At 39.7% G+C, this 18,586-nt stretch carries 19 protein-coding genes and 1 pseudogene; 11 read left to right on the plus strand and 9 right to left on the minus strand.

Features of this window, described 5'->3' with window-relative positions:
- Positions 1 to 634 precede the first annotated feature (634 nt).
- Together V7K30_RS28615 and V7K30_RS28620 are read left to right on the plus strand one after the other, a co-directional pair.
- Positions 635 to 1,762, plus strand: a complete 1,128-nt coding sequence (locus V7K30_RS28615) for an NF038130 family PEP-CTERM protein (protein WP_335005131.1) — start codon at positions 635 to 637, stop codon at positions 1,760 to 1,762.
- A 533-nt stretch (positions 1,763 to 2,295) separates the two neighbouring features.
- Complete coding sequence (locus V7K30_RS28620) at positions 2,296 to 2,718, plus strand: response regulator (RefSeq protein ID WP_335005133.1); 423 nt, start codon at positions 2,296 to 2,298, stop codon at positions 2,716 to 2,718.
- Between the two features lie 21 nt (positions 2,719 to 2,739).
- Here V7K30_RS28620 and V7K30_RS28625 read toward each other — a convergent pair whose 3' ends face one another.
- Positions 2,740 to 2,919 (minus strand): hypothetical protein, encoded by a 180-nt coding sequence (locus V7K30_RS28625; RefSeq protein ID WP_335005135.1) that lies wholly within the window; start codon positions 2,917 to 2,919, stop codon positions 2,740 to 2,742.
- Between the two features lie 708 nt (positions 2,920 to 3,627).
- Between V7K30_RS28625 and uvrC the strand changes: the two genes are divergently transcribed.
- The gene (gene uvrC, locus V7K30_RS28630; protein ID WP_335005137.1) at positions 3,628 to 5,535 is read left to right on the plus strand and encodes an excinuclease ABC subunit UvrC; all 1,908 of its coding nucleotides are present in this window, start codon (positions 3,628 to 3,630) and stop codon (positions 5,533 to 5,535) included.
- Positions 5,536 to 5,632: 97 nt separating this feature from the next.
- On the opposite strand, the gene V7K30_RS28635 is transcribed toward uvrC, so the two are convergent.
- The gene (locus V7K30_RS28635; RefSeq protein ID WP_335005139.1) at positions 5,633 to 6,007 is read right to left on the minus strand and encodes a hypothetical protein; all 375 of its coding nucleotides are present in this window, start codon (positions 6,005 to 6,007) and stop codon (positions 5,633 to 5,635) included.
- Positions 6,008 to 7,277: 1,270 nt separating this feature from the next.
- Here V7K30_RS28635 and V7K30_RS28640 point away from each other — a divergent pair.
- The 4 genes from V7K30_RS28640 to V7K30_RS28655 all read left to right on the plus strand — a co-directional run bounded on the left by V7K30_RS28640 (position 7,278) and on the right by V7K30_RS28655 (position 9,322).
- On the plus strand, positions 7,278 to 7,895 hold the full coding sequence (locus V7K30_RS28640; protein WP_335005141.1) for a hypothetical protein: 618 nt from the start codon (positions 7,278 to 7,280) through the stop codon (positions 7,893 to 7,895).
- A gap of 20 nt (positions 7,896 to 7,915) precedes the next feature.
- Positions 7,916 to 8,299 carry a hypothetical protein gene (locus V7K30_RS28645; RefSeq protein WP_335005143.1) on the plus strand — a complete coding sequence of 128 codons (384 nt, stop codon included), beginning with the start codon at positions 7,916 to 7,918 and terminating at the stop codon, positions 8,297 to 8,299.
- A gap of 129 nt (positions 8,300 to 8,428) precedes the next feature.
- Positions 8,429 to 8,809, plus strand: coding sequence for a hypothetical protein (locus V7K30_RS28650; RefSeq protein ID WP_335005145.1), 381 nt, complete (start codon positions 8,429 to 8,431; stop codon positions 8,807 to 8,809).
- Between the two features lie 60 nt (positions 8,810 to 8,869).
- Complete coding sequence (locus V7K30_RS28655; protein ID WP_335005147.1) at positions 8,870 to 9,322, plus strand: hypothetical protein; 453 nt, start codon at positions 8,870 to 8,872, stop codon at positions 9,320 to 9,322.
- Positions 9,323 to 9,326: 4 nt separating this feature from the next.
- On the opposite strand, the pseudogene V7K30_RS28660 reads toward V7K30_RS28655, so the two are convergent.
- A pseudogene (locus tag V7K30_RS28660) lies at positions 9,327 to 9,520 on the minus strand (23S rRNA (adenine(2503)-C(2))-methyltransferase RlmN); the annotation flags it as partial.
- 515 nt (positions 9,521 to 10,035) lie between these two features.
- Between V7K30_RS28660 and V7K30_RS28665 the strand changes: the two are divergent.
- Complete coding sequence (locus tag V7K30_RS28665; protein WP_335005149.1) at positions 10,036 to 10,215, plus strand: replication restart DNA helicase PriA; 180 nt, start codon at positions 10,036 to 10,038, stop codon at positions 10,213 to 10,215.
- 77 nt (positions 10,216 to 10,292) lie between these two features.
- Here V7K30_RS28665 and V7K30_RS28670 read toward each other — a convergent pair whose 3' ends face one another.
- The 5 genes from V7K30_RS28670 to lgt all read right to left on the minus strand — a co-directional run bounded on the left by V7K30_RS28670 (position 10,293) and on the right by lgt (position 14,787).
- Positions 10,293 to 10,754 carry a hypothetical protein gene (locus tag V7K30_RS28670; RefSeq protein WP_335005151.1) on the minus strand — a complete coding sequence of 154 codons (462 nt, stop codon included), beginning with the start codon at positions 10,752 to 10,754 and terminating at the stop codon, positions 10,293 to 10,295.
- A gap of 469 nt (positions 10,755 to 11,223) precedes the next feature.
- Positions 11,224 to 12,318 carry a 23S rRNA (adenine(2503)-C(2))-methyltransferase RlmN gene (gene rlmN / locus V7K30_RS28675; RefSeq protein ID WP_335005153.1) on the minus strand — a complete coding sequence of 365 codons (1,095 nt, stop codon included), beginning with the start codon at positions 12,316 to 12,318 and terminating at the stop codon, positions 11,224 to 11,226.
- A gap of 78 nt (positions 12,319 to 12,396) precedes the next feature.
- Positions 12,397 to 12,750: a phenylpyruvate tautomerase MIF-related protein gene (locus V7K30_RS28680; protein WP_335005155.1), complete on the minus strand. Its 354-nt coding sequence runs from the start codon at positions 12,748 to 12,750 to the stop codon at positions 12,397 to 12,399.
- A 98-nt stretch (positions 12,751 to 12,848) separates the two neighbouring features.
- Positions 12,849 to 13,673 carry a precorrin-4 C(11)-methyltransferase gene (cobM, locus tag V7K30_RS28685; protein WP_335005157.1) on the minus strand — a complete coding sequence of 275 codons (825 nt, stop codon included), beginning with the start codon at positions 13,671 to 13,673 and terminating at the stop codon, positions 12,849 to 12,851.
- A gap of 238 nt (positions 13,674 to 13,911) precedes the next feature.
- Complete coding sequence (gene lgt / locus V7K30_RS28690; RefSeq protein WP_335005159.1) at positions 13,912 to 14,787, minus strand: prolipoprotein diacylglyceryl transferase; 876 nt, start codon at positions 14,785 to 14,787, stop codon at positions 13,912 to 13,914.
- A 291-nt stretch (positions 14,788 to 15,078) separates the two neighbouring features.
- Between lgt and coaD the strand changes: the two genes are divergently transcribed.
- The 3 genes from coaD to V7K30_RS28705 all read left to right on the plus strand — a co-directional run bounded on the left by coaD (position 15,079) and on the right by V7K30_RS28705 (position 16,697).
- Positions 15,079 to 15,630: a pantetheine-phosphate adenylyltransferase gene (gene coaD / locus V7K30_RS28695; protein WP_273763736.1), complete on the plus strand. Its 552-nt coding sequence runs from the start codon at positions 15,079 to 15,081 to the stop codon at positions 15,628 to 15,630.
- Positions 15,540 to 16,208: a DivIVA domain-containing protein gene (locus tag V7K30_RS28700; protein ID WP_335005161.1), complete on the plus strand. Its 669-nt coding sequence runs from the start codon at positions 15,540 to 15,542 to the stop codon at positions 16,206 to 16,208. Before coaD ends, V7K30_RS28700 begins: the two co-directional genes overlap by 91 nt.
- 162 nt (positions 16,209 to 16,370) lie before the next feature.
- On the plus strand, positions 16,371 to 16,697 hold the full coding sequence (locus tag V7K30_RS28705) for a Ycf66 family protein (RefSeq protein ID WP_335005163.1): 327 nt from the start codon (positions 16,371 to 16,373) through the stop codon (positions 16,695 to 16,697).
- A gap of 129 nt (positions 16,698 to 16,826) precedes the next feature.
- Here the strand turns inward: V7K30_RS28705 and V7K30_RS28710 are convergent, their stop codons facing one another.
- The gene (locus V7K30_RS28710) at positions 16,827 to 18,173 is read right to left on the minus strand and encodes a TldD/PmbA family protein (protein ID WP_335005165.1); all 1,347 of its coding nucleotides are present in this window, start codon (positions 18,171 to 18,173) and stop codon (positions 16,827 to 16,829) included.
- Between the last annotated feature and the right edge of the window lie 413 nt (positions 18,174 to 18,586).

Here is an 18,586-nt window from a genome sequence, read left to right on the forward strand (position 1 = left end):
AGTGTGTAAGTCCTAATTGAATTTCTTCTCAAGCTGAACGCCAAGGATTTTTGGCGGCAAAGTCTACGAATAGAACAGGCGGGAGGAGTGCATAAATGTGCATTTGTGTCAACTTAAGGTAAAAGCCAGTCGAGAACAAGCTTTTAGAGATTGTCTCGTTAAGAGTCTCCAACTCTTAATGCATAATGGGAGCCTCCGCCTCTTGACTTGTGGCAGCAGCCCAATGAAGATCGTTTCCAACCAGAGGCTGGAAACGAGGTTTTAAAGGGGTTTGGGCTTAAGTTGACACCCATGACAAATGTGCGTCCCTACGAATCACCGTATTATACTGAACTTCAAAAAACTTACGATGTAATTTACAATACTATATAATTTCAATCAACTATGTAATTAGACGTATAAAAATATAGAAACATTCGTCATCTTTTTATTGATAATCAGCAGGAACTTTACCCAATCAGGTCTCCCCGTTTCTTAAACTGGGTTTGTACGCTCAACTACCAAAGATGGCGAACAATGCAGGTTGCGCTTTTAAGCAGCCGTATTGCCAAAAAGCTTGTAGTCAAGACAGCCCAAGCCTAAAAACGACAGTAGTTTAAAACTTAACTTTCAAACTGACAGAGACTTGAAAAAAATGAAGATGACTTTTCAGAAACTTGTAATTGGTGCCTCAATGGCTATTGGTGTGAGCGCGATCGCCACTGCACCAGCACACGCTACATCTTTTAGTTTCAATAATACAGGAGAAATTAACACATATACTGGTGGCTCGAATGGTACCTTCATTAAAGGGAATGCACAAGGTGGTACTAACGCTGCCATCAAAGCTTTGACAGATAACAACTCCAGCTCTAACGTCGAGCTTTGGTATAGTACAGAAAACCCCACTTCTAACGTTGGTTTTACCGCCACACAAGGAAACTACAGTGCTACCGTTAGCAGTGTCACTGCTAGTGACTGGAATACTTTTGGTTCGCAATGGCTGGGTGATTTGTTGAGTACCTATACTCCATTTAAGTCAGTGTGGAATGGGTTTTCAGCGAGTACCCAATCATTAGTAACGAGTTATTTTCCTTTATTGGGCATGGGAGATCCAAACATTGGTAGCTTCCAATTCGGTCAAGATGGCGGTGTGGAACTGAACTTGGTTGGTCACTTAGATGTCAAGACTAAACTCTCACAGACACTTTCTTATAATCTTACCCAAGCTTGGAATCAAGTCAGCCCGCAGTTTCCCACACAAACAACTTTACCAACCCTTTCACAGGTTAACACTCTGATTCCACAATTGCAGTCACAGCTTGCACCAATTTCAGGACAGATTTTGTTGTTGCAAAGTCAGCTTGCAAAAATTCCTAACATTACTGCCACACAGGTCACAAGAGCAACACTCAATAGTCAAATTACTCAACTGACAACTCTTCAAAGTCAACTGCCAGGTCAAATCACTCAATTGACATCCTTGAAAGATTTACTTAGCCTGCAAGCGACATTAAACGCCTACCAAGGTGAAATCGGAGCTAGTGAAATTGCCAAGGTAGTTACTGGTGGTAAAACCTCCTACGCTTACAGCTTTAACCCCACTGCGTCTGGAATTACAGCCTCTGATGACGGCATATCCTACAGTGCGTATTACACTTGGCACACACCTGGATACACTACTCCTCCAAAGAGAGTGCCAGAACCATCAATAATACTAGGTCTGCTAGGTGTTGCTGGTGTGTTTGCTACGCAACGCAAATTAAAAACAGCATCTATTTAAGATTGCGGGTTCAAAACTACAAATAAAAAAGGGAGCTGTTAGCTCCCTTTTTTATGAATACTTCCTTCAAACTACAAGATGATTTCATCTTCTAGGTTATACTATTTGCAACAAATGAATCGTTGGTAAGAGACTACCAACGTATTTATAACAGGGATTTCGTGAAATGGTATTACTTACCCTCACATCCAGATGAAAACTGTTGTAGGAAGGGCAATTACCTTACCGTTAGTTCCAGTATTACTTAAGTAGTTTTACTCATAAAACTAAGGCAATTCAATTTTTAAAGGCAGCAGTTTCTTTAATACTATTAAATATAAAAAATCCGTAAAGAAAAAATTAATTTTTAATTAAAATATCATTAATGACAATATTATTAAGTATCATAGTACAGGTAAATTTAATTTATTAATGTTTTTGACTAGATTACATAAGTAAAATTTCTATTCATTTCACCATTTTAATGCACTACCGTTTTAGTTTATGGTAATAATTGTTGGCTTTTACTTAAGATAATCAGATAATAGGTAGCAATGACAGCACAATTACTCAATATAGATCAGCCGTTGCGATCACACAAAGTTAGACGAATTTTGCTAGTTGAAGACCATTATCTCAATCGGATGTTACTGACTGACTATCTAAGTTACTGTGGGTACGATGTCCAAAGCTTATCAGAAGGCTCTGCTTTTTTCTCAACTATAGAAAAATTCGAGCCAGATTTAATTTTATTAGACTTGAAATTACCAGATATTGACGGTTATTCTCTCTTAAAAAAAGTTCAGCACAAACCTGATTTGTCAAAAATACCCATCATTGTGGTTTCAGCTTTTGCTTTTAAAGCAGATCAAGAACTAGCTCTGAGTTTGGGGGCGCGTCGCTATTTTGTCAAACCTTTCAAACTCAAGGATCTCATCCTTACAATTGAAGAAGAGTTTACTTTTTGCCACAGATAAACTTTTCTGCTGGGCGTGCATTTATTCCGCTTTTTGGTTAGCGATGAACTCTTCCACGCGCTCACTAAGGTTTTGTACAGAACTGCCAATTTTTGAAATTTTCTGTTGGACTTGCGCTAACAACAAAACTGCTGTTTGCAGCTCATTGAGAGTTTCAGCCATAGCCTCACGGTACTGGGCTTCAAAGTCTTGCAAGTTCATAGTTTAGCCCTTGTCTAAAATCATTATAATAGCTATATTGTCAATCATAATCGTAAAGTTAAATTACTAAATCCGTTAATTCGCTTAATGTTATAAATTCTCTCAAAAAGCCGAAATATGCTTGATTAATCAATTATTTATCTTATATTTATATAAGCAATATCTAAATAGATTATTTATTATTAAAAATCCAGATATAAAGTTAGCCAAATCGAGTAAAAAAATATTTTTATGTAAAATATAAAGTTTCAAATAATAAAGTATTATCGATTTAAAAATCCTAATTAGAGATTCAAAAAGCAAAGTTTTTATTCTGAGAGTAGCAGCTGCTGACTAAGGTCGCAGCTAAACAAACTCTCGTCTGCACCAAAGTTCTGATGCTTGCAGCAATTTTTCCGGCAAGCGTCTAGCTTGGAAACTGACCCACCCAGCCAGTTCGCTTTTGGCGTTCTCGTATAGTAGCCGCAGAAGCGTTTACAGACTTCTTTTTTGGTGAACTAAAAGCCTAGCTGACTTGAAAGTGCTGTTAGCGGATAGCTATGGTTTAGCCCGTGCTGAGTAAAAAATACTAGTCCCAGTCACTCTTTCATCTGTTCTGGTGTATGCAGCTCATCAGGGCTACTTTATATTTACTTGATAAATAGTCTGTGAAATCGGCACGAAAAAATAATTTTTCTTAAAATAGATAAAGATTAGCTAATTTTCGTTGTGACAATATCTACTCAAATATTACCACTGCTTAAAGAACCAGAACGACTGGAAAACCGTCTATCCGAAATTCCACCGGAACCGGGGGTTTATTTCATGCGGGACAGGAGCGATCGCATTATATATATAGGTAAATCACGTAAGTTGCGATCGCGTGTCCGTTCCTATTTCCGGGATGGCTACAACAAGAGTGAACGCATCGCCACGATGGTGAAGTTGGTGACAGAAATTGAATTCATCGTCACTGATACTGAAGCTGAAGCGCTAGCGCTAGAAGCCAACTTGATCAAGCAGCATCAGCCATACTTTAATGTGCTGCTCAAAGATGATAAAAAATATCCCTATCTCTGCATTACTTGGTCAGAAGATTATCCTCGAATTTTTATTACCCGTAAACGCCAATTCGGCAAAGAAAAGGATAAATTTTACGGGCCTTATACTGATGCTGGGCTATTGCGAGAAATTGTCCGCCTATGTAAGCGCATCTTCCCACAGCGACAACGACCTCAACCACTTTTCAAAGACCGTCCTTGCTTAAATTATGATTTAGGGCGTTGTCCGGGTGTGTGTCAACAGATGATGCCACCAGAAGAATATCGCAAAATTGTCCAAAAGGTGGCGATGGTCTTTCAAGGTCGAACTCAGGAACTGATTGATATTTTGACCCAACAGATGAACGCAGCCTCTGAGAACTTGAATTTTGAGTCAGCGGCGCGAATTCGCGATCAAATTTCTGGGTTAAAGTCACTGACAGCTGATCAAAAAGTGTCCTTACCAGATGATACAGTTTCGCGGGATGCGATCGCACTGGCAGCCGACGAACAGCACGCCTGCATTCAACTATTCCAGATTCGCGCTGGGCAATTGGTAGGACGCTTGGCCTTTGTGGCGGATGCTCACGCAGAACCAGGAGCTATTTTACAACGAGCTTTAGAGGAACATTACCAAACTGCTGACTCCGTGGAAATACCCACAGAGATTTTGGTACAGCATGAGTTACCAGATGCGGAAATATTGGCGGATATCTTAACTCAACGTAAAGGGAAAAAAGTCACAATATTAACTCCTTTGCGGCAAACTAAGGCAGAATTAATTGAGATGGTAGAGCGAAATGCCCAGTATGAATTGCAAAGAATGCAAAAACTAGGCGATCGCAATCACCAAGCAATGCAAGATTTAGCAGCCATTCTCGATTTACCAGATGTACCCCACCGCATCGAAGGTTATGACATTTCCCATATTCAAGGGTCAAATGCTGTAGCTTCGCAAGTCGTGTTTATCGACGGATTACCAGCTAAACAACACTATCGCCACTACAAAATTAAAAATCCCACTGTGACAGCGGGACACTCAGATGATTTTGCTAGTCTTGCTGAAGTCATCCAGCGGCGGTTCCGTAAATATAGCGTTGAGGAATCTGTAGCCTCAGACGACTCTACAAATCAGCAACTACCACGTTTAGGTAATCCCGACTGGCCTGATTTAATCATGATCGATGGTGGTAAAGGTCAGTTATCATCGGTTATCGCCGTCTTGCAAGAGATGAATTTATTAGAAGACTTGCGAGTTGTGAGTTTAGCAAAGCAGCGAGAAGAGATTTTTTTACCGGGAGAATCTAAACCCTTGACAACTGATGCAGAACAACCGGGGGTACAGTTATTGCGGCGGTTGCGGGATGAAGCGCATCGGTTTGCAGTGAGTTTCCATCGTCAGCAGCGCAGTGATAAATTGAAGCGATCGCGTTTAGATGAAATTCCTGGTTTAGGACATCATCGACAAAAGCAACTACTAGGACATTTTCGCTCAGTTGACTATATTCGGCAAGCAACAACTGTACAACTCGCTGAGGTTCCAGGAATCGGCCCACGATTGGCTCAAGAAATTTACGATTATTTTCATCCATCTTGATATGGGTGAAAAGCATATGACATAAGTATTTGAAATTTTCAATTAGTGAAGTTTTAATTCCAAGGTAGCAGTATTACTTGGCATCTATGCTGTAGTATCAATTGTCAAAGGTTGTCGAATTCTTCTGTGCTTCCCTAGAAAGCCAAAACATCAGGAAGATGCCAAAATATTGTTGTTTTTCTTTTTCGTTATAAGTCACAAATTTTTCAGACTGTTGATATCGCTCTAACGCTTGCCGAAAGTTCTTTTTTGTAACTTTCTCTCCTAATGCTTGAGATAGCAATTGCCATAAGGCAGACCCTACATCCTTCTTTATATAATCGAGGCAGTAGCCGCGATCGTTGGCAAACTGTTCGTATGTCTGATTTTCAGAAGATGCTTTTAACAAATCACTTTGTAAATCAGTCAAATGTCTACCAGATGATTTCGATACCACTTTATCCGCAATAATTAATAACTCTTGAATGTTCATACGTCAAACTAATCTGATGATTTTTGGGTAGATGATTAATTATCGTAAATTAAAGGGTTTAAGACCCCTTCTCTCAAAGAGAGCCACTGCGTTGCCCAGATTTGTCTGAGCAGAGGTTTCCGCAGCTCGTTTTTTCAAAAATCAAATAGGAGTCATATAAAATTTATTAACTTGAAATGATTTCAAGTATTATCTACTTAAGTATTACTAATGATACAATGGTATTAACTAATTGATGAGCAAGTTTATTTGATCTTTAAAAAATTCGCTTCTATTGACTAACTTTTCAAAAACTTTATTTGAGCTTTATTTTATCTTTAAATTGTTATCGTCATTGCTTTAAAAATTTTGCTTCTTCTCTTCTACTTTAGAACGACTGAATCATCATTAAAATGATCAACTATTAACGTCCAGTAGGATCAGGACTTTCGGTCGATGTTTCTGGGGCTGACGATAGCGATCGCAAGTGCTTGCAGAAAATTCCACTGACAACAAAGTTACTCGAAAAACCAATTTCTCAAAATTCTCAGCACATTGTCTTCTCTAGCTCAAATCAATAGCTAGTATCGCAACTCTTCGAGATGCTGCGCGTAGCTTGCCTCTTTTTTCGCGTAGCGTCCCGTAAAGAAGGAGTACGCAATATTCAATATTCACAATGCTTATGATGGAAGCGTTTTGACTGTTTTGAATCATAGCTTCATTTCTGCCGTGCTGTACTAATTAGGAAACGATAGGGCCAAGTTGAAGAACTTGACTAAAAGCTTGATATAAGAATGTTATTTGATTTTTGAAAAGCCAGATTAGTAAAAGCTTTGCTTAAACCAAGCTTAAAATCTCAGTACATTAGCAGAAATCAAACTGTAATTTTATATTCGTTTTATGAATCTTAATTTTTGCCAATCTCCCACTTAATCCCACAAAACCCCCCTCGTGTTTTTCTTGGATCGTTGGGAATATTGATTTGTGATGAATAACGAACAGCAAAATACCAGAAAAATCAACACTTTAAAGAGTAAATCAAGTGGCAAGTTCTCCGGATTGCAATGATACTTTTTATTGTTTGAATGAGGTAAAACACCCAATTAGTAAACCAAGTAGGTCAGCGTAAAAATTTGTCGTTGGGATAAGGCAGAAAGTAGGAGGTAGGAGGCAAGAGGAAAGACAGTTTTACCTGAATTTATCTTTCTTCACAGAGTTTGGTTTTATTCTGCCAACTTACTTAATCCATGACTCTTAACATCCTTACTTTGCAATATCTACAAAACTTCAAATGTTTAAAAAAGCTCTACGACTATTCACTAACCATTCCTTACTGTGTCTACTCGGAGTAGTTAGCATAAATCTCGAAGCCCAAGCACAGTCTGTCACTAACTCTGTTAATTCCCAATCTCAGCCTAATCAAGAGCAGACTCTTGATAACCAACAACGGAACTCTGCTGCAATTAATCAAACAGGAGTTTATAACCTTGGTGAATCGGCTACTTATAAGATTCAAGGAGTAGCTGGAATAAATGTTGTGTGTCCGCGACCATCTTTAATATTAGGGACTGCTTTGAGTTCTTATGACGGGATTAGTTTCTCTAACAACGCCTCTTATGCTGTGAATGCTGCTATAGTTTTCCCTCTGGGTGGAAGCTTAGAGAGTACTTGCAAGGGAATGGCTGAAACTATTAGTCGTAAGACTCAATATGATGTAGAGATTATCAATGCTCGTGCCTGTGCTGAATTAATCAGCGCTGGTATCCAACTAAGCCCTGACAGCTTTCCTACTATTTCTGCTGTCTGTAAAGGGGTTGCTATAAACAGAACTAATACAAATGAACCTAACAAAGTTCCTAAGTTTCAGTCTCAAGAATTACCTAAAAATGAGGCTGAAAAAGACAACTAATTCATAACGAGGATAAACTCATGAAAAAAGTTCTTGGTTTGGCTATTCTTGCTACCTTCTTAGCTACCCCTGCTTTTGCTGGTGAAACATTTGTGCGTAGCGAAGATTCATGGAGTGATAGCATAACAAAGACCAATTTAATACTTGATTCTAAGACTTCTTCACAACGGGACGAAAAATACAGTTCTTCGGCTGACAAGGTTGATGTCGATGGTGATATTAATATCAGCGAACTACCAGATGGTGGTACAACACTTTTCTTTGATAAATTTACCATTTATAACGCAGGTAGTGAGCTGTCTGGTAAATATAGTGAAACTAATTTGACTAACATTGGGGGTACTATTAATACTACAACTAATGCATATACTGATGCTCACGAAACCAGCGCAGGTGTTCGTTAGTTCTTAATAGTGCTTGATGTAATTTGAAAAGATTCTAGGGTGGTTAATCCACCCTAGTACTTCTTTTAGTTCCTTTGGCGAGATTAGTTTATCTGACAAAGGCAACTAATTTATAATAAGGACAAAGTAATGAAGAAAGTTGTCGGTTTAGCTATTCTTGCTACTTTGTTTACTAGCCCTGCCTTAGCAGGTGAAACTTTTGTCTTGAACCAGTGGACAATTCAGGGTAGCAGAACAGAGACTAATTTAAACATTGATATTGTAACCAATTCAAATCGCACTCAAGATTACAGTTCTTCGTCTGACAAGATGTACATTGATGGTACGGTTGAAACAGAATATAACAATGGTAATGTTAGAAAATCGGTGAAAAATTATACTCTTCAGAATACTGGTTCTGAACTAAATGGTAGTTTTAACGAAAAGATGACAACTAGAGTATGGGGTACAATCAATACTATCATGAATTCATACACAAGCTCCCACGAAAGCAGTGCAGGTATTCGTTAGTAATGACCCCGCTTGATATAAGTAGAAAAAATTGTAGGGTGGTTATTCCACCCTTTTTTTATGAAATATTTAATCTTGTTAGCTATTGCTTTATTGGCGTGGATTGCGTTTAACTATTCGCCTAGAGTGATATCTATGAATCAGATGCCTATCTTATTTATGAACTCTATGTTCAAAGTTTTTAATCAAAATCCCTACGATAATATACAGATTCAACAGAGAAATTTGTCATCTGAAATCAGGGAAAATTTATATAACTCTATATCTCCAGGCATGTCTTATAATGAAGTTCGTTCGATTATAGGCTGGGATGGTATCTTGATTTATGAAAACAATATCGATTCCGCTAATGGACAAATACATGAGAAGTTTTACCAGTGGAACAATCAAGATGTTTATTTGACTGATTACGAATCTCAAAGAATAGATGATATGAATCCATACTGGAGTGTCACACTTAGATTTCAAAACGATATCCTCATCAATAAAGCATCTTTTGACCTACAACCTTAGAGGGGCGATCGCCAATACCATCTGTATAAACACTTAATGATCGCTGATTTATGGTACTCAAAAACGGGTTATCATACTTATAAACACTACATTGCTAACCCGTTGCTGAAAATCTTCTTGTACAGTCAAAACCTACTCGACAATTTCATCCCTTGCTAGGTTGCGCTTGTAACCTCCTTTAGCAGTAGCGCAGAAATCAATCACACGCCAAGAGAATTTTGAGCGGCTCTTGAAGTTTTGAGCCGAGCGAAAAAAGCCGTCGCTTTAGAAGTTGGCTACTTGGGATTAAATTATTTCACCAGAATTTAATCTCATAAATCTTGTCGGCAAATATTAACTAAATATTAAGATAGAGATTTTGTTACTAAAGATACAGTATTTTCCAGATTTTAATTTTTGAATACAAGAACGGGTTTTTTTTGTAGTCATCTGAAATGACTATAAATAAGGCTCTCTCAAGGCATTAATCATAGGGATCAGTAAATCTCTAAGCAGCATTTAATTAAAAAAGAATTTATGTATCTAAAGTAGGAGGGTAAAATCACTTAAGTTTTAGGATAATAAAGATATCGAAAAGTTTTCAAACCTGAAATTTTGTTTAAAATAATCAGCCAATATTACAGTAGTTTGTTAAGTTGGGTCGAACCAAAATTTTTACTGGCTTAACTTGCAGCTTTACCAGATAAAAAATAATTACAACCAGGGGTTTTAAAATGCAGATAGTACAAAAGATTTACTGCCCAAATTGTGGCAGTCACGCGGAGCGTTATTATATTTCTGATAGTCAATTAACTCGGACACAATGCCCAAGTTGTGACTATTTAATGATTAGTTGCACTCGCACTGGCAAAGTCATTGAGGCTTATGCCCCTGGTATTTACGCACACCGCTAGATAATAAAAATTAAAAATTGGAGAATGTTTTCTCTAATTTTTAATAATAAGGTTATTTATCATGAATTTTGAAAACTTCACAGGTTGTCCTTCTGTTGTCTGAGTTGTCTCTGTTGTTGTAATCTAAATTGTTGCTGTTGTCTAATTTGTTGATCTTGTCTGAGTTGTTGCTGTTGTACTCTCAGCTGTTGCTGTTGTGTAAAATCTTGCTGTTGTAGTCTTGTTTCTTCCTGTTGTAGTCTAAATTGTTGCTGGCGGATCAGTTCTTGCTGTTGTCGTGTAAATTCTTGCTGTTGTATTATCTGTTGTTGTTGTAGTTGTGGTTGTTGAAGGTTTAGCCGTAGCCATGTTTCCTTAAATTGCTCTTGTGTTTGCTGATTTCGCTCCTCTTGTTGTTGTCTCATTCTTTCTTGAAAGGATTCGGGTTGTTGAGGATTCGTCTGAATTATTTGTCCGTATGCAGGAGAATTAATCGGCAAAGCTTTTGCAAGAACAATCACTAGTAGCCATAGTTTAAGCATTAATGAGCGATTCAACATGCAGTTATTTCCTCAATTATTGTAGGTTGGGTTTAGCGATCGCTAAACCCTTAAAATGTCAACATAATTCACAATTACCCTATACATAAATGCAAGGGCTTAAAATAGCTAACTAAAGCTAATGCTTTATTCACCGTTATGGGATTGCGCGATACCTGCGGCGTCTCCAGTCCATAACGTTCTCTAAATATCAGTGCATTAAGAATACCTTCCTAAATCAAGGTTATATCCAGTGCCTTATTTTGATTTTGCATAAAAATATCCTTTTTCACATATTCATCTTAATTAAATTATAGATTCAAATTTTTTACATGGTTGGCCGGATTTCCGTAATCCATCTACCTGCGGCAGGTAAGTTAAAAAAGGATTTCAGGCGGTTTTACACCATAGATAAACAGAGATAATTCTCAGGATAGATCTGGGTTTATCTGTGGTTCCATATTCATTCATAAAATTGACTGCAAGAGGTTTAATTCTTACTTGCTCTCAATTGTCCGCAAGCAGCATCAGCTTCTAAACCACGGGAATAACGGACACTAACAGCAGTATTTTGCTGCTTGAGGACGTTGACAAAAGCTTGAATGCGCTCACGGTTGGGGCGTTTGTAGTCTACTTCTTGGATGGGATTGTAAGGAATCAAATTCACATGACTTTGAAATCCTCGCAGGCATTTTGAAAGTTCCAATGCATGTTCTGGTAAATCATTAACACCAGCAAGGAGAACGTACTCAAAGGTAACGCGGCGTCCAGTGATTTCCACATATTCTCGACATTCAGCCAGCAAATCTTCTAGAGGATAGGCGCGGGCGCTGGGAATGAGTTTTTCCCGCAATGCTTGGTTGGGTGCGTGGAGACTCACAGCCATAGTGATTTGCAAATGGTTTTGCGCGAACTGACGGATGCGATCGCGAATACCAACAGTTGAAACAGTAAGCGATCGCTGCCCAATACCGACATCTTGATTTAGGGATTTCAGGGCTGCTAAGACATTCTCAGTATTCAACAACGGTTCACCCAGTCCCATGAACACTACATTGCTAACCCGTTGCTGAAAATCTTCTTGCACAGTCAACACCTGATCGACAATTTCGTACCGTGCTAGGTTCCGCTTGTAGCCACCCTTACCAGTAGCGCAGAAATCACACGCCATTGGGCAACCCACCTGAGTAGAAACACAAACTGTCAGACGAGATTTTGGGCCTTCTCCCGCTTCTGCGAAGGTGGGGATGCCAACAGTTTCAATAATTTGACCGTCTGTTAATCGTAAAAGATATTTGACCGTACCATCGGGGGCCACAGAGCGGTAATGTAAAATTGAGCGCCCAATCGGAATTTCTGCTACTTCTTTCCGCCATTGCTTGGGGAAGACAGAAATATCAGATAGCGATCGCACGCCCTTGTCATAGATCCATTCATGCAGTTGCTTTCCTCTATAAGCAGGTTGTCCCTGCTGCTGTACCCAAGCAGTTAACTCGGTAACGCTCGCACCTAGTAGGGGTGGAATTAGTTCTAATTTTTCTGGGTTGTGTAACTCAACTTGAGATACAAGAGGCGTAGCAGACATAAAAAATCAAGAGTTGATGTAGGATCTCTATCCTACACCTGCCAGATTAACTTAGTCTTGACCAACGAAGATGGGTAATTATCCAAAGGTTGCGCCGTTCCAGCCCCACATTGCACCCTTGGCGTCTGCAAACTCTATGTAAATGCGATTTTTAGGCACACCTAGAGTTTGGTTAATCTGCTGGCAAAAGTCCTGACTCATCGCTGCGGTTTGGTCTGGCTTCATCGTGCCAATACTCTTAATTTCAATGTAGCAAACCGGGTCTGTATTCCCTGCAAAGGTCATGGGGATTCCCGGTTCAAAAGCAGTCATTACATAAGATTCTGGTTTTCCCAGATGTTTTGCTAACTTGGCTGATAGGTTTAAAAGCATTGACTCAATTTCAGCTTTTTGAGGAGCAGATGCAGAAGTTTGCACTTTAATTAATGGCATAGTACTGAATTGGGATTTTGGATTTTATTCACACTGTTAAGTTTACCGAACCGTATTGAGATGAGGGGGAGTTTTTCCAATGCCCAATGTCCCAACATTTAGTGATCAGATGAGCGAAATAGATGACTATGTTCGGGATGATATAAACGCGATCGCCCTGTTGCTGTCGAGAGGGCTGGACTGATTATATAAAGTGTAGTGCGAATTAGTTTTTCTTTATGAGTGCAGTCTGCCATTTGATTAAGGGGGACAACCCGGATTTTTTCATCGGGCCATCCGATGCGAAAGCAAATTGCAATGGGGGTTTCGACTGGGTAATGTTCCAGTAGTTTAGCTTGGGCATTTTCGACGTGACGCGCACTGAGATATAGGCAGAGGCTAGCCTGATGGGCTGCAAGAGAGGCTAATTCTTCAGTGGCGGGAACTTCTGTACGTCCGCTGATGCGGGTCAAAATTATGGTTTGAACTAAACCAGGGACAGTCAGTTCTACTTTGAGTTTGGCAGCAGCGGCTTGAAAAGCGCTGATACCAGGTATGACTTCAAAAGGGATATTTGCCTCGGCGAGGAGGTGCATTTGCTCGTGGATGGCGCTGTAGAGGCTGGGGTCGCCAGAATGGAGACGGACTAGAGATTTGTGCTGCGATCGCACCCGATCGATCATGATCGGCAAAATTTCTTCTAAAGTCTGATTCGCAGTTCTAATTATCTCCGCATCTTCTCGGCAAAGTTCTAAAATCTGTTCGGGTACTAAAGAATCAGCAAATAAAATCACATCAGCAGCAGCCAGTAGTTTTTGCGCCTTCACCGTTAATAAATCAGGATCTCCAGGGCCTGCTCCCACAATGTACACAGATGGTTCTATGGCATGTAATGTTTTTTTATAGCTCAGGTTTTCTGTATATTCACTTGTAAAAGAACACACGGCAATCCCCCAAAAAACTTTTTTGATATTTTCTCAGTATCTTTCCGGATTCGCCCTCTTTCCCTAGTAGAGAGTAATGGTAGATGCACCCTGGTTAAGCCCTAGAAAATATTCTGGGGCATTTTTTATTTTTGGGTATTGGGCAATTCAATTTTGGATTTTGGATTTTAAATTTTGGATTAAATTTCAATCTAAAATCCAAAATCCAAAATCTAAAATTCTTGCTCTCTCTGCTCCCTCATCCCCTCATCTCCCCATTTCCCTTGGGAGTAGGAACTACATCGGGTAAAGGGCGTTTGAGTAAGTAAAGCCAAGCTAATCCAATTAATCCCAATAAAATTCCTAGACTACTGACTACTTGTGCCATCCGTAACGGCCCCAGCATCAAGCTATCAGTGCGAAAGCCTTCAATCCACAAGCGTCCTAAGCTGTAGGCTGGCCAGTAAACTAGAAACAGCGTGCCTACCTTCAAGCGTGGCTTACCGGATAAAGACCGGAAAAACAACGTTATTAGTAGCGTAAACACCATTAAATCCCACAGAGATTCGTAGAGGAAGGTGGGATGAAAGTAATCGAAACTAACATAGTCTAGAGGACGATGGTCTGGCGGAATATACAGCTTCCAGGGTAAATCAGTAGGATCACCAAAAGCCTCAGAATTAAAGAAATTGCCCCAACGTCCGATCGCCTGCCCTAAAATCAGCGAAGGCGCTACTAAATCTGCCAGTTGCCAAAAAGAAACCTGCTTGATTTTGGCAAAGATTAACGCAGCTAAAACCCCACCAAGAATCGCTCCATGAATAGCAATACCTCCTTCCCAGATAGCAAAGATTTTTCCTGGAGTTGGGGCATATTTTGACCACTCAAAGAAAACGTAATATAGCCGTGCGCCAGGAATTGCCCCAATCAACAACCAAAAAAACAAATCGCCTAGCAACTCAGGATCAACATTACGGCGCTTTGCCAAATGCTGGGAAAGGATGACGCCAATTAACACTGCTGTGGCAATTAATAAGCCATACCAGCGGATACTTAGTGGCCCTAATTTCACCAGAATCGGTCCTGGAGAAGTAAATTGAAACGCCAAGGGCAAGGTGGAAAAATCCAGTGCCATGAAAAATTACCTAGAAAACTTCGTTAACTACCCGCGCACTTTGCTAAGTACGGAGTTTCTGACATCTCGAATACTGGAACTACACTTAAATCCTCCACATCTGGGGACATAGGTAAAAATCCAGTATCCATATTTAGGAGTCTAGTTCCTAACGCCTAGTTGAGCATAACTTGTGCCACTAAAACAATTGAGTTTAGCATTCTTACTCAGAGCGCAAGATGGTAGATTTGAGTAAGTTACACAAAACGGTTTCGATATAATCACCTAAACAACTTTGATATATTTAAAATTGTGATTGCTATTTATCCTGGTAGCTTCGACCCCATCACCTTGGGACACCTTGACCTCATCCAGCGCGGTAGTCGGCTGTTTGAGCGGGTGATTGTCGCTGTACTGCGGAACCCCAACAAAATGCCACTTTTTAGTGTGCAGCAACGGCTAGATCAGATCAGTCTTTCTACACAACATCTACCTAATGTAGAAGTAGACAGCTTTGATGGTCTTACCGTCAACTATGCCCAAATGCGACAAGCACAAGTTTTGCTTCGGGGTTTACGGGCTGTGTCAGATTTTGAAGTGGAACTGCAAATGGCTCACACCAATAAAACTCTTTCTACCCAAATAGAAACAGTTTTTCTCGCAACCTCAAATGAGTATAGTTTTTTAAGTAGTAGTGTGGTAAAAGAGATTGCAAGGTTTGGTGGCTCTATCGATCATCTCGTTCCCCCACACATTGCCCTAGATATATACCAATGCTACAATCACAACTCTCCAATGTTGAACCCAATCTCAACGGAAGCAATCCCCCCCCTCAAGAGTATCTCAGTGGAGAGGGAAGCGTAGATATTCAGCAGGAACTCAACCGCCTAGAGGAAATGGTTCTCTCTAGCCTCAGGATTCCGCTGACGGGACGCACACTCATAGATGAAGAAAAGCTGCTGGATCAGCTTGATTACATCCGGCTTGCCTTACCATCACTTTTTCAAGAAGCCGCAGCCATCCTCGACCAAAAGGATGAAATTCTGCTAGAAGCGGAAGAGTATGGCCAGCAGGTCGTTGAGGCCGCACAGGCAAAAAGAGCGCAAATTTTAGCTGAAAGCGATATTATTCAACAGGCAGAACAAGAAGCTGAACAACTGCGGCGACAAGTGCAACAAGAGTGTGAGGGAATAATGCAAGAAACCCTCGCCGAGATTGAACGCAAGCGGTATGCTTGTCAGCAAGAGTTAGAGCAAATACGACAAACTGCGATCGCTCAGGCTCAAGAAATTGAAGATGGTGCTGATGCATATGCCGATGGCGTTCTGGAAAATATTGAGCAGGATCTCAAAGATATGTTGCGAATTATTACCAACGGACGGCAACAATTGCAAATTGATAACCTCACCCAGCGCAATTCACCTCCTGGTAAGAAGAAATAGAGGCTCTAAGGAGAGATGAAAAAGAATTATCGGTTGGGTTAAGCAATAGCGAAACCCAATAATTTTCATTAAGGAAGACTTTTAGCTTTCCATACTTGAAGCTGAATCTAGCTGGAAATAAATTTAATGTTTTGGTTTGTAATTAAGCAGGATTTTTAATAAATGCTTACTTTCGCTCAAGTTAACTTTGGATTAAATATAGCTGGTTTAATTGGAATTATTTATTTTATTTTGGCAATTGTTTACTTTATTTTAACAGTAGCTTGGCTATCCCAACGTGGAATTAGGCTTACAGGTTGGGCTTTAGCCCTTTACATTATTCAAGTGATATTTACACCAATTATAATGTTAATATCCGGGATAGTCTTGTTTTTTCAAGGTTGGCGTTTAGATCCGATTCTTCAATTTGAGCAATTTTTATTGTTGCTATTAATTCTTTACTTAAGTATCAAAGATATTGTAATTAATGCAGTTTACAGAGTTCGGTGATTTTAGCATTGGGAGACAAACCTCACCCCCAACCCCTCTCCTTAGTAAGGAGAGGGCAGATAAAGCACAGTTTTATCGGGGTGAGGTTAGATTCTATCTGTTGGCTTTTGATTTTCTGTCAGCACCTGATTACAAAGTATATGTAAAATCTTCCACCAGCATACCGGGAACTAAACTACCTCCTAGTTGGCGACTTTCGTATGTTCCGACTTCGGGAATAAATTCCTGAAAATTGGTCAAATCTACTAAATTTTCTCCCCAGAAGCGATAGAGACTTTCATCAAAACGTAAGTTTTCAATGGGAGCGATGATTTCTCCATTTTCTACCCAAAAACAAGCATAACGGGTCATCCCTGTGATTCTACCAGTTTGGCGATCGCTCCAATTCAAGTAATGCAAATTTGATACATATAATCCTGTATCTAAACTCGGAAAAATCTGCTCAAATACCAAATTTCCCGGACTCACTTCTGGCGCTCGTAAAGTCTCTGAACCATTAGCGCCGTTGGTAGTTTTTTGATATTCCTTAGCAGTCCGAGAATTAATTAGAGTATTTACTAAATATCCTTTTTCTATTACAGGTAACTCCGGTGCTGCTATTTCTCCCAATTCATTAAATCGCGGCACTAATCCCCGTTGAAAGTTTTCTTTCAAACTAAATGCTGTCGAAAGTTGTTTTTCTTGACGCCATAAAGCAGCTAAAGAACTATTTCCTTGTTGGATATCAGCTTCGCTTACAGCTCCCCAAGAAAGCATCATTAATAAATCTGCAACAGCAGCAGGCGCAAAATAAGTTTTGTATTGTCCCCGTGGCAATTCTTTAACTGGCCGAGAAAGCAATTCGAGTTGCTTTTTGGCTTCGCTGATTTTTGCTATATAAGCAGATTCATCCCAATCGCTCCCTGCAAATGTTCCCTTAACTGCTTGTCCAGAGGTGGAAAATAGAGAATAATCTAAGGTAAAAGAATCAGTAGCAAACCAGTGTTTTTGACCGCTGGAATCACCATAAGCTTTAACTACCACTCCCCCTGCATATATCCCTGCAAAATCCAATTCAGCGACTAGTTTTAGTACAGTTGGTACTACTACTTCCGCTGCCAATAAATTCCCAGAATGTATTTCTCTACTGGTATTATTTCCTGATGGTAAAACTAGATATGGATCGATGGGTAATAGAATAAGTTCGTCACGTAGTTCCTGCAAAGCAGCATATGCTAACTGCCAATCTCCGTCCCAATTTCCAGTAAAGGGAAACTGTCGAACACTGTTGCGCTGGTCTGCCATCAAAGTCAGTTCGATCCAACCATCAGCAACACAACCAGTTTGTCGTACTTTCGCATGATTGAAACGAGTAAATTGACTTCTTTCACTGCTTAGTTTCACAGTGAATTGTTCATTTTCTGCTTTTTTGTTCAACAGAGTTTCAATCAGTTGATTAAAGCTGACTTCTAACGCAGATAATTCCTCAATTTTCATGGATATTAATTATCAATAGGGAATAGGGAGGGGGAGAAAGTTAGGAGACGCGATTAATCGCGTCTGTACAGGAGTTAGGAGACGCGATTAATCGCGTCTGTACAGGAGTTAGGAGTTATATGTTGAAAGTTTTTTTAATTCAAAACTCCTAAGTAGCTAGGCGTAAATGAATTAAAGTTTGTAGTATGGACTTTACTCCTAATAATCCTTGTTTTAAGCGATAAATCGCTCACTTTGAACTAGGATTTTATTTTATGTTTATAGGACTTACGCAAAATTGTCTCAAAACCCTGATTTGTCGTAGCGATAATTCATGAATTACCGCTACTTCAGAACTTTTTTGCGTAAGTCCTGGTTTAATTATGCCTACCTACTTAAGTACCAACTCTTCACTCTTCATTATTCACTCCTAA

Source organism: Nostoc sp. (genome assembly GCF_036917655.1).
In the GTDB taxonomy this organism is placed as follows: domain Bacteria; phylum Cyanobacteriota; class Cyanobacteriia; order Cyanobacteriales; family Nostocaceae; genus Nostoc.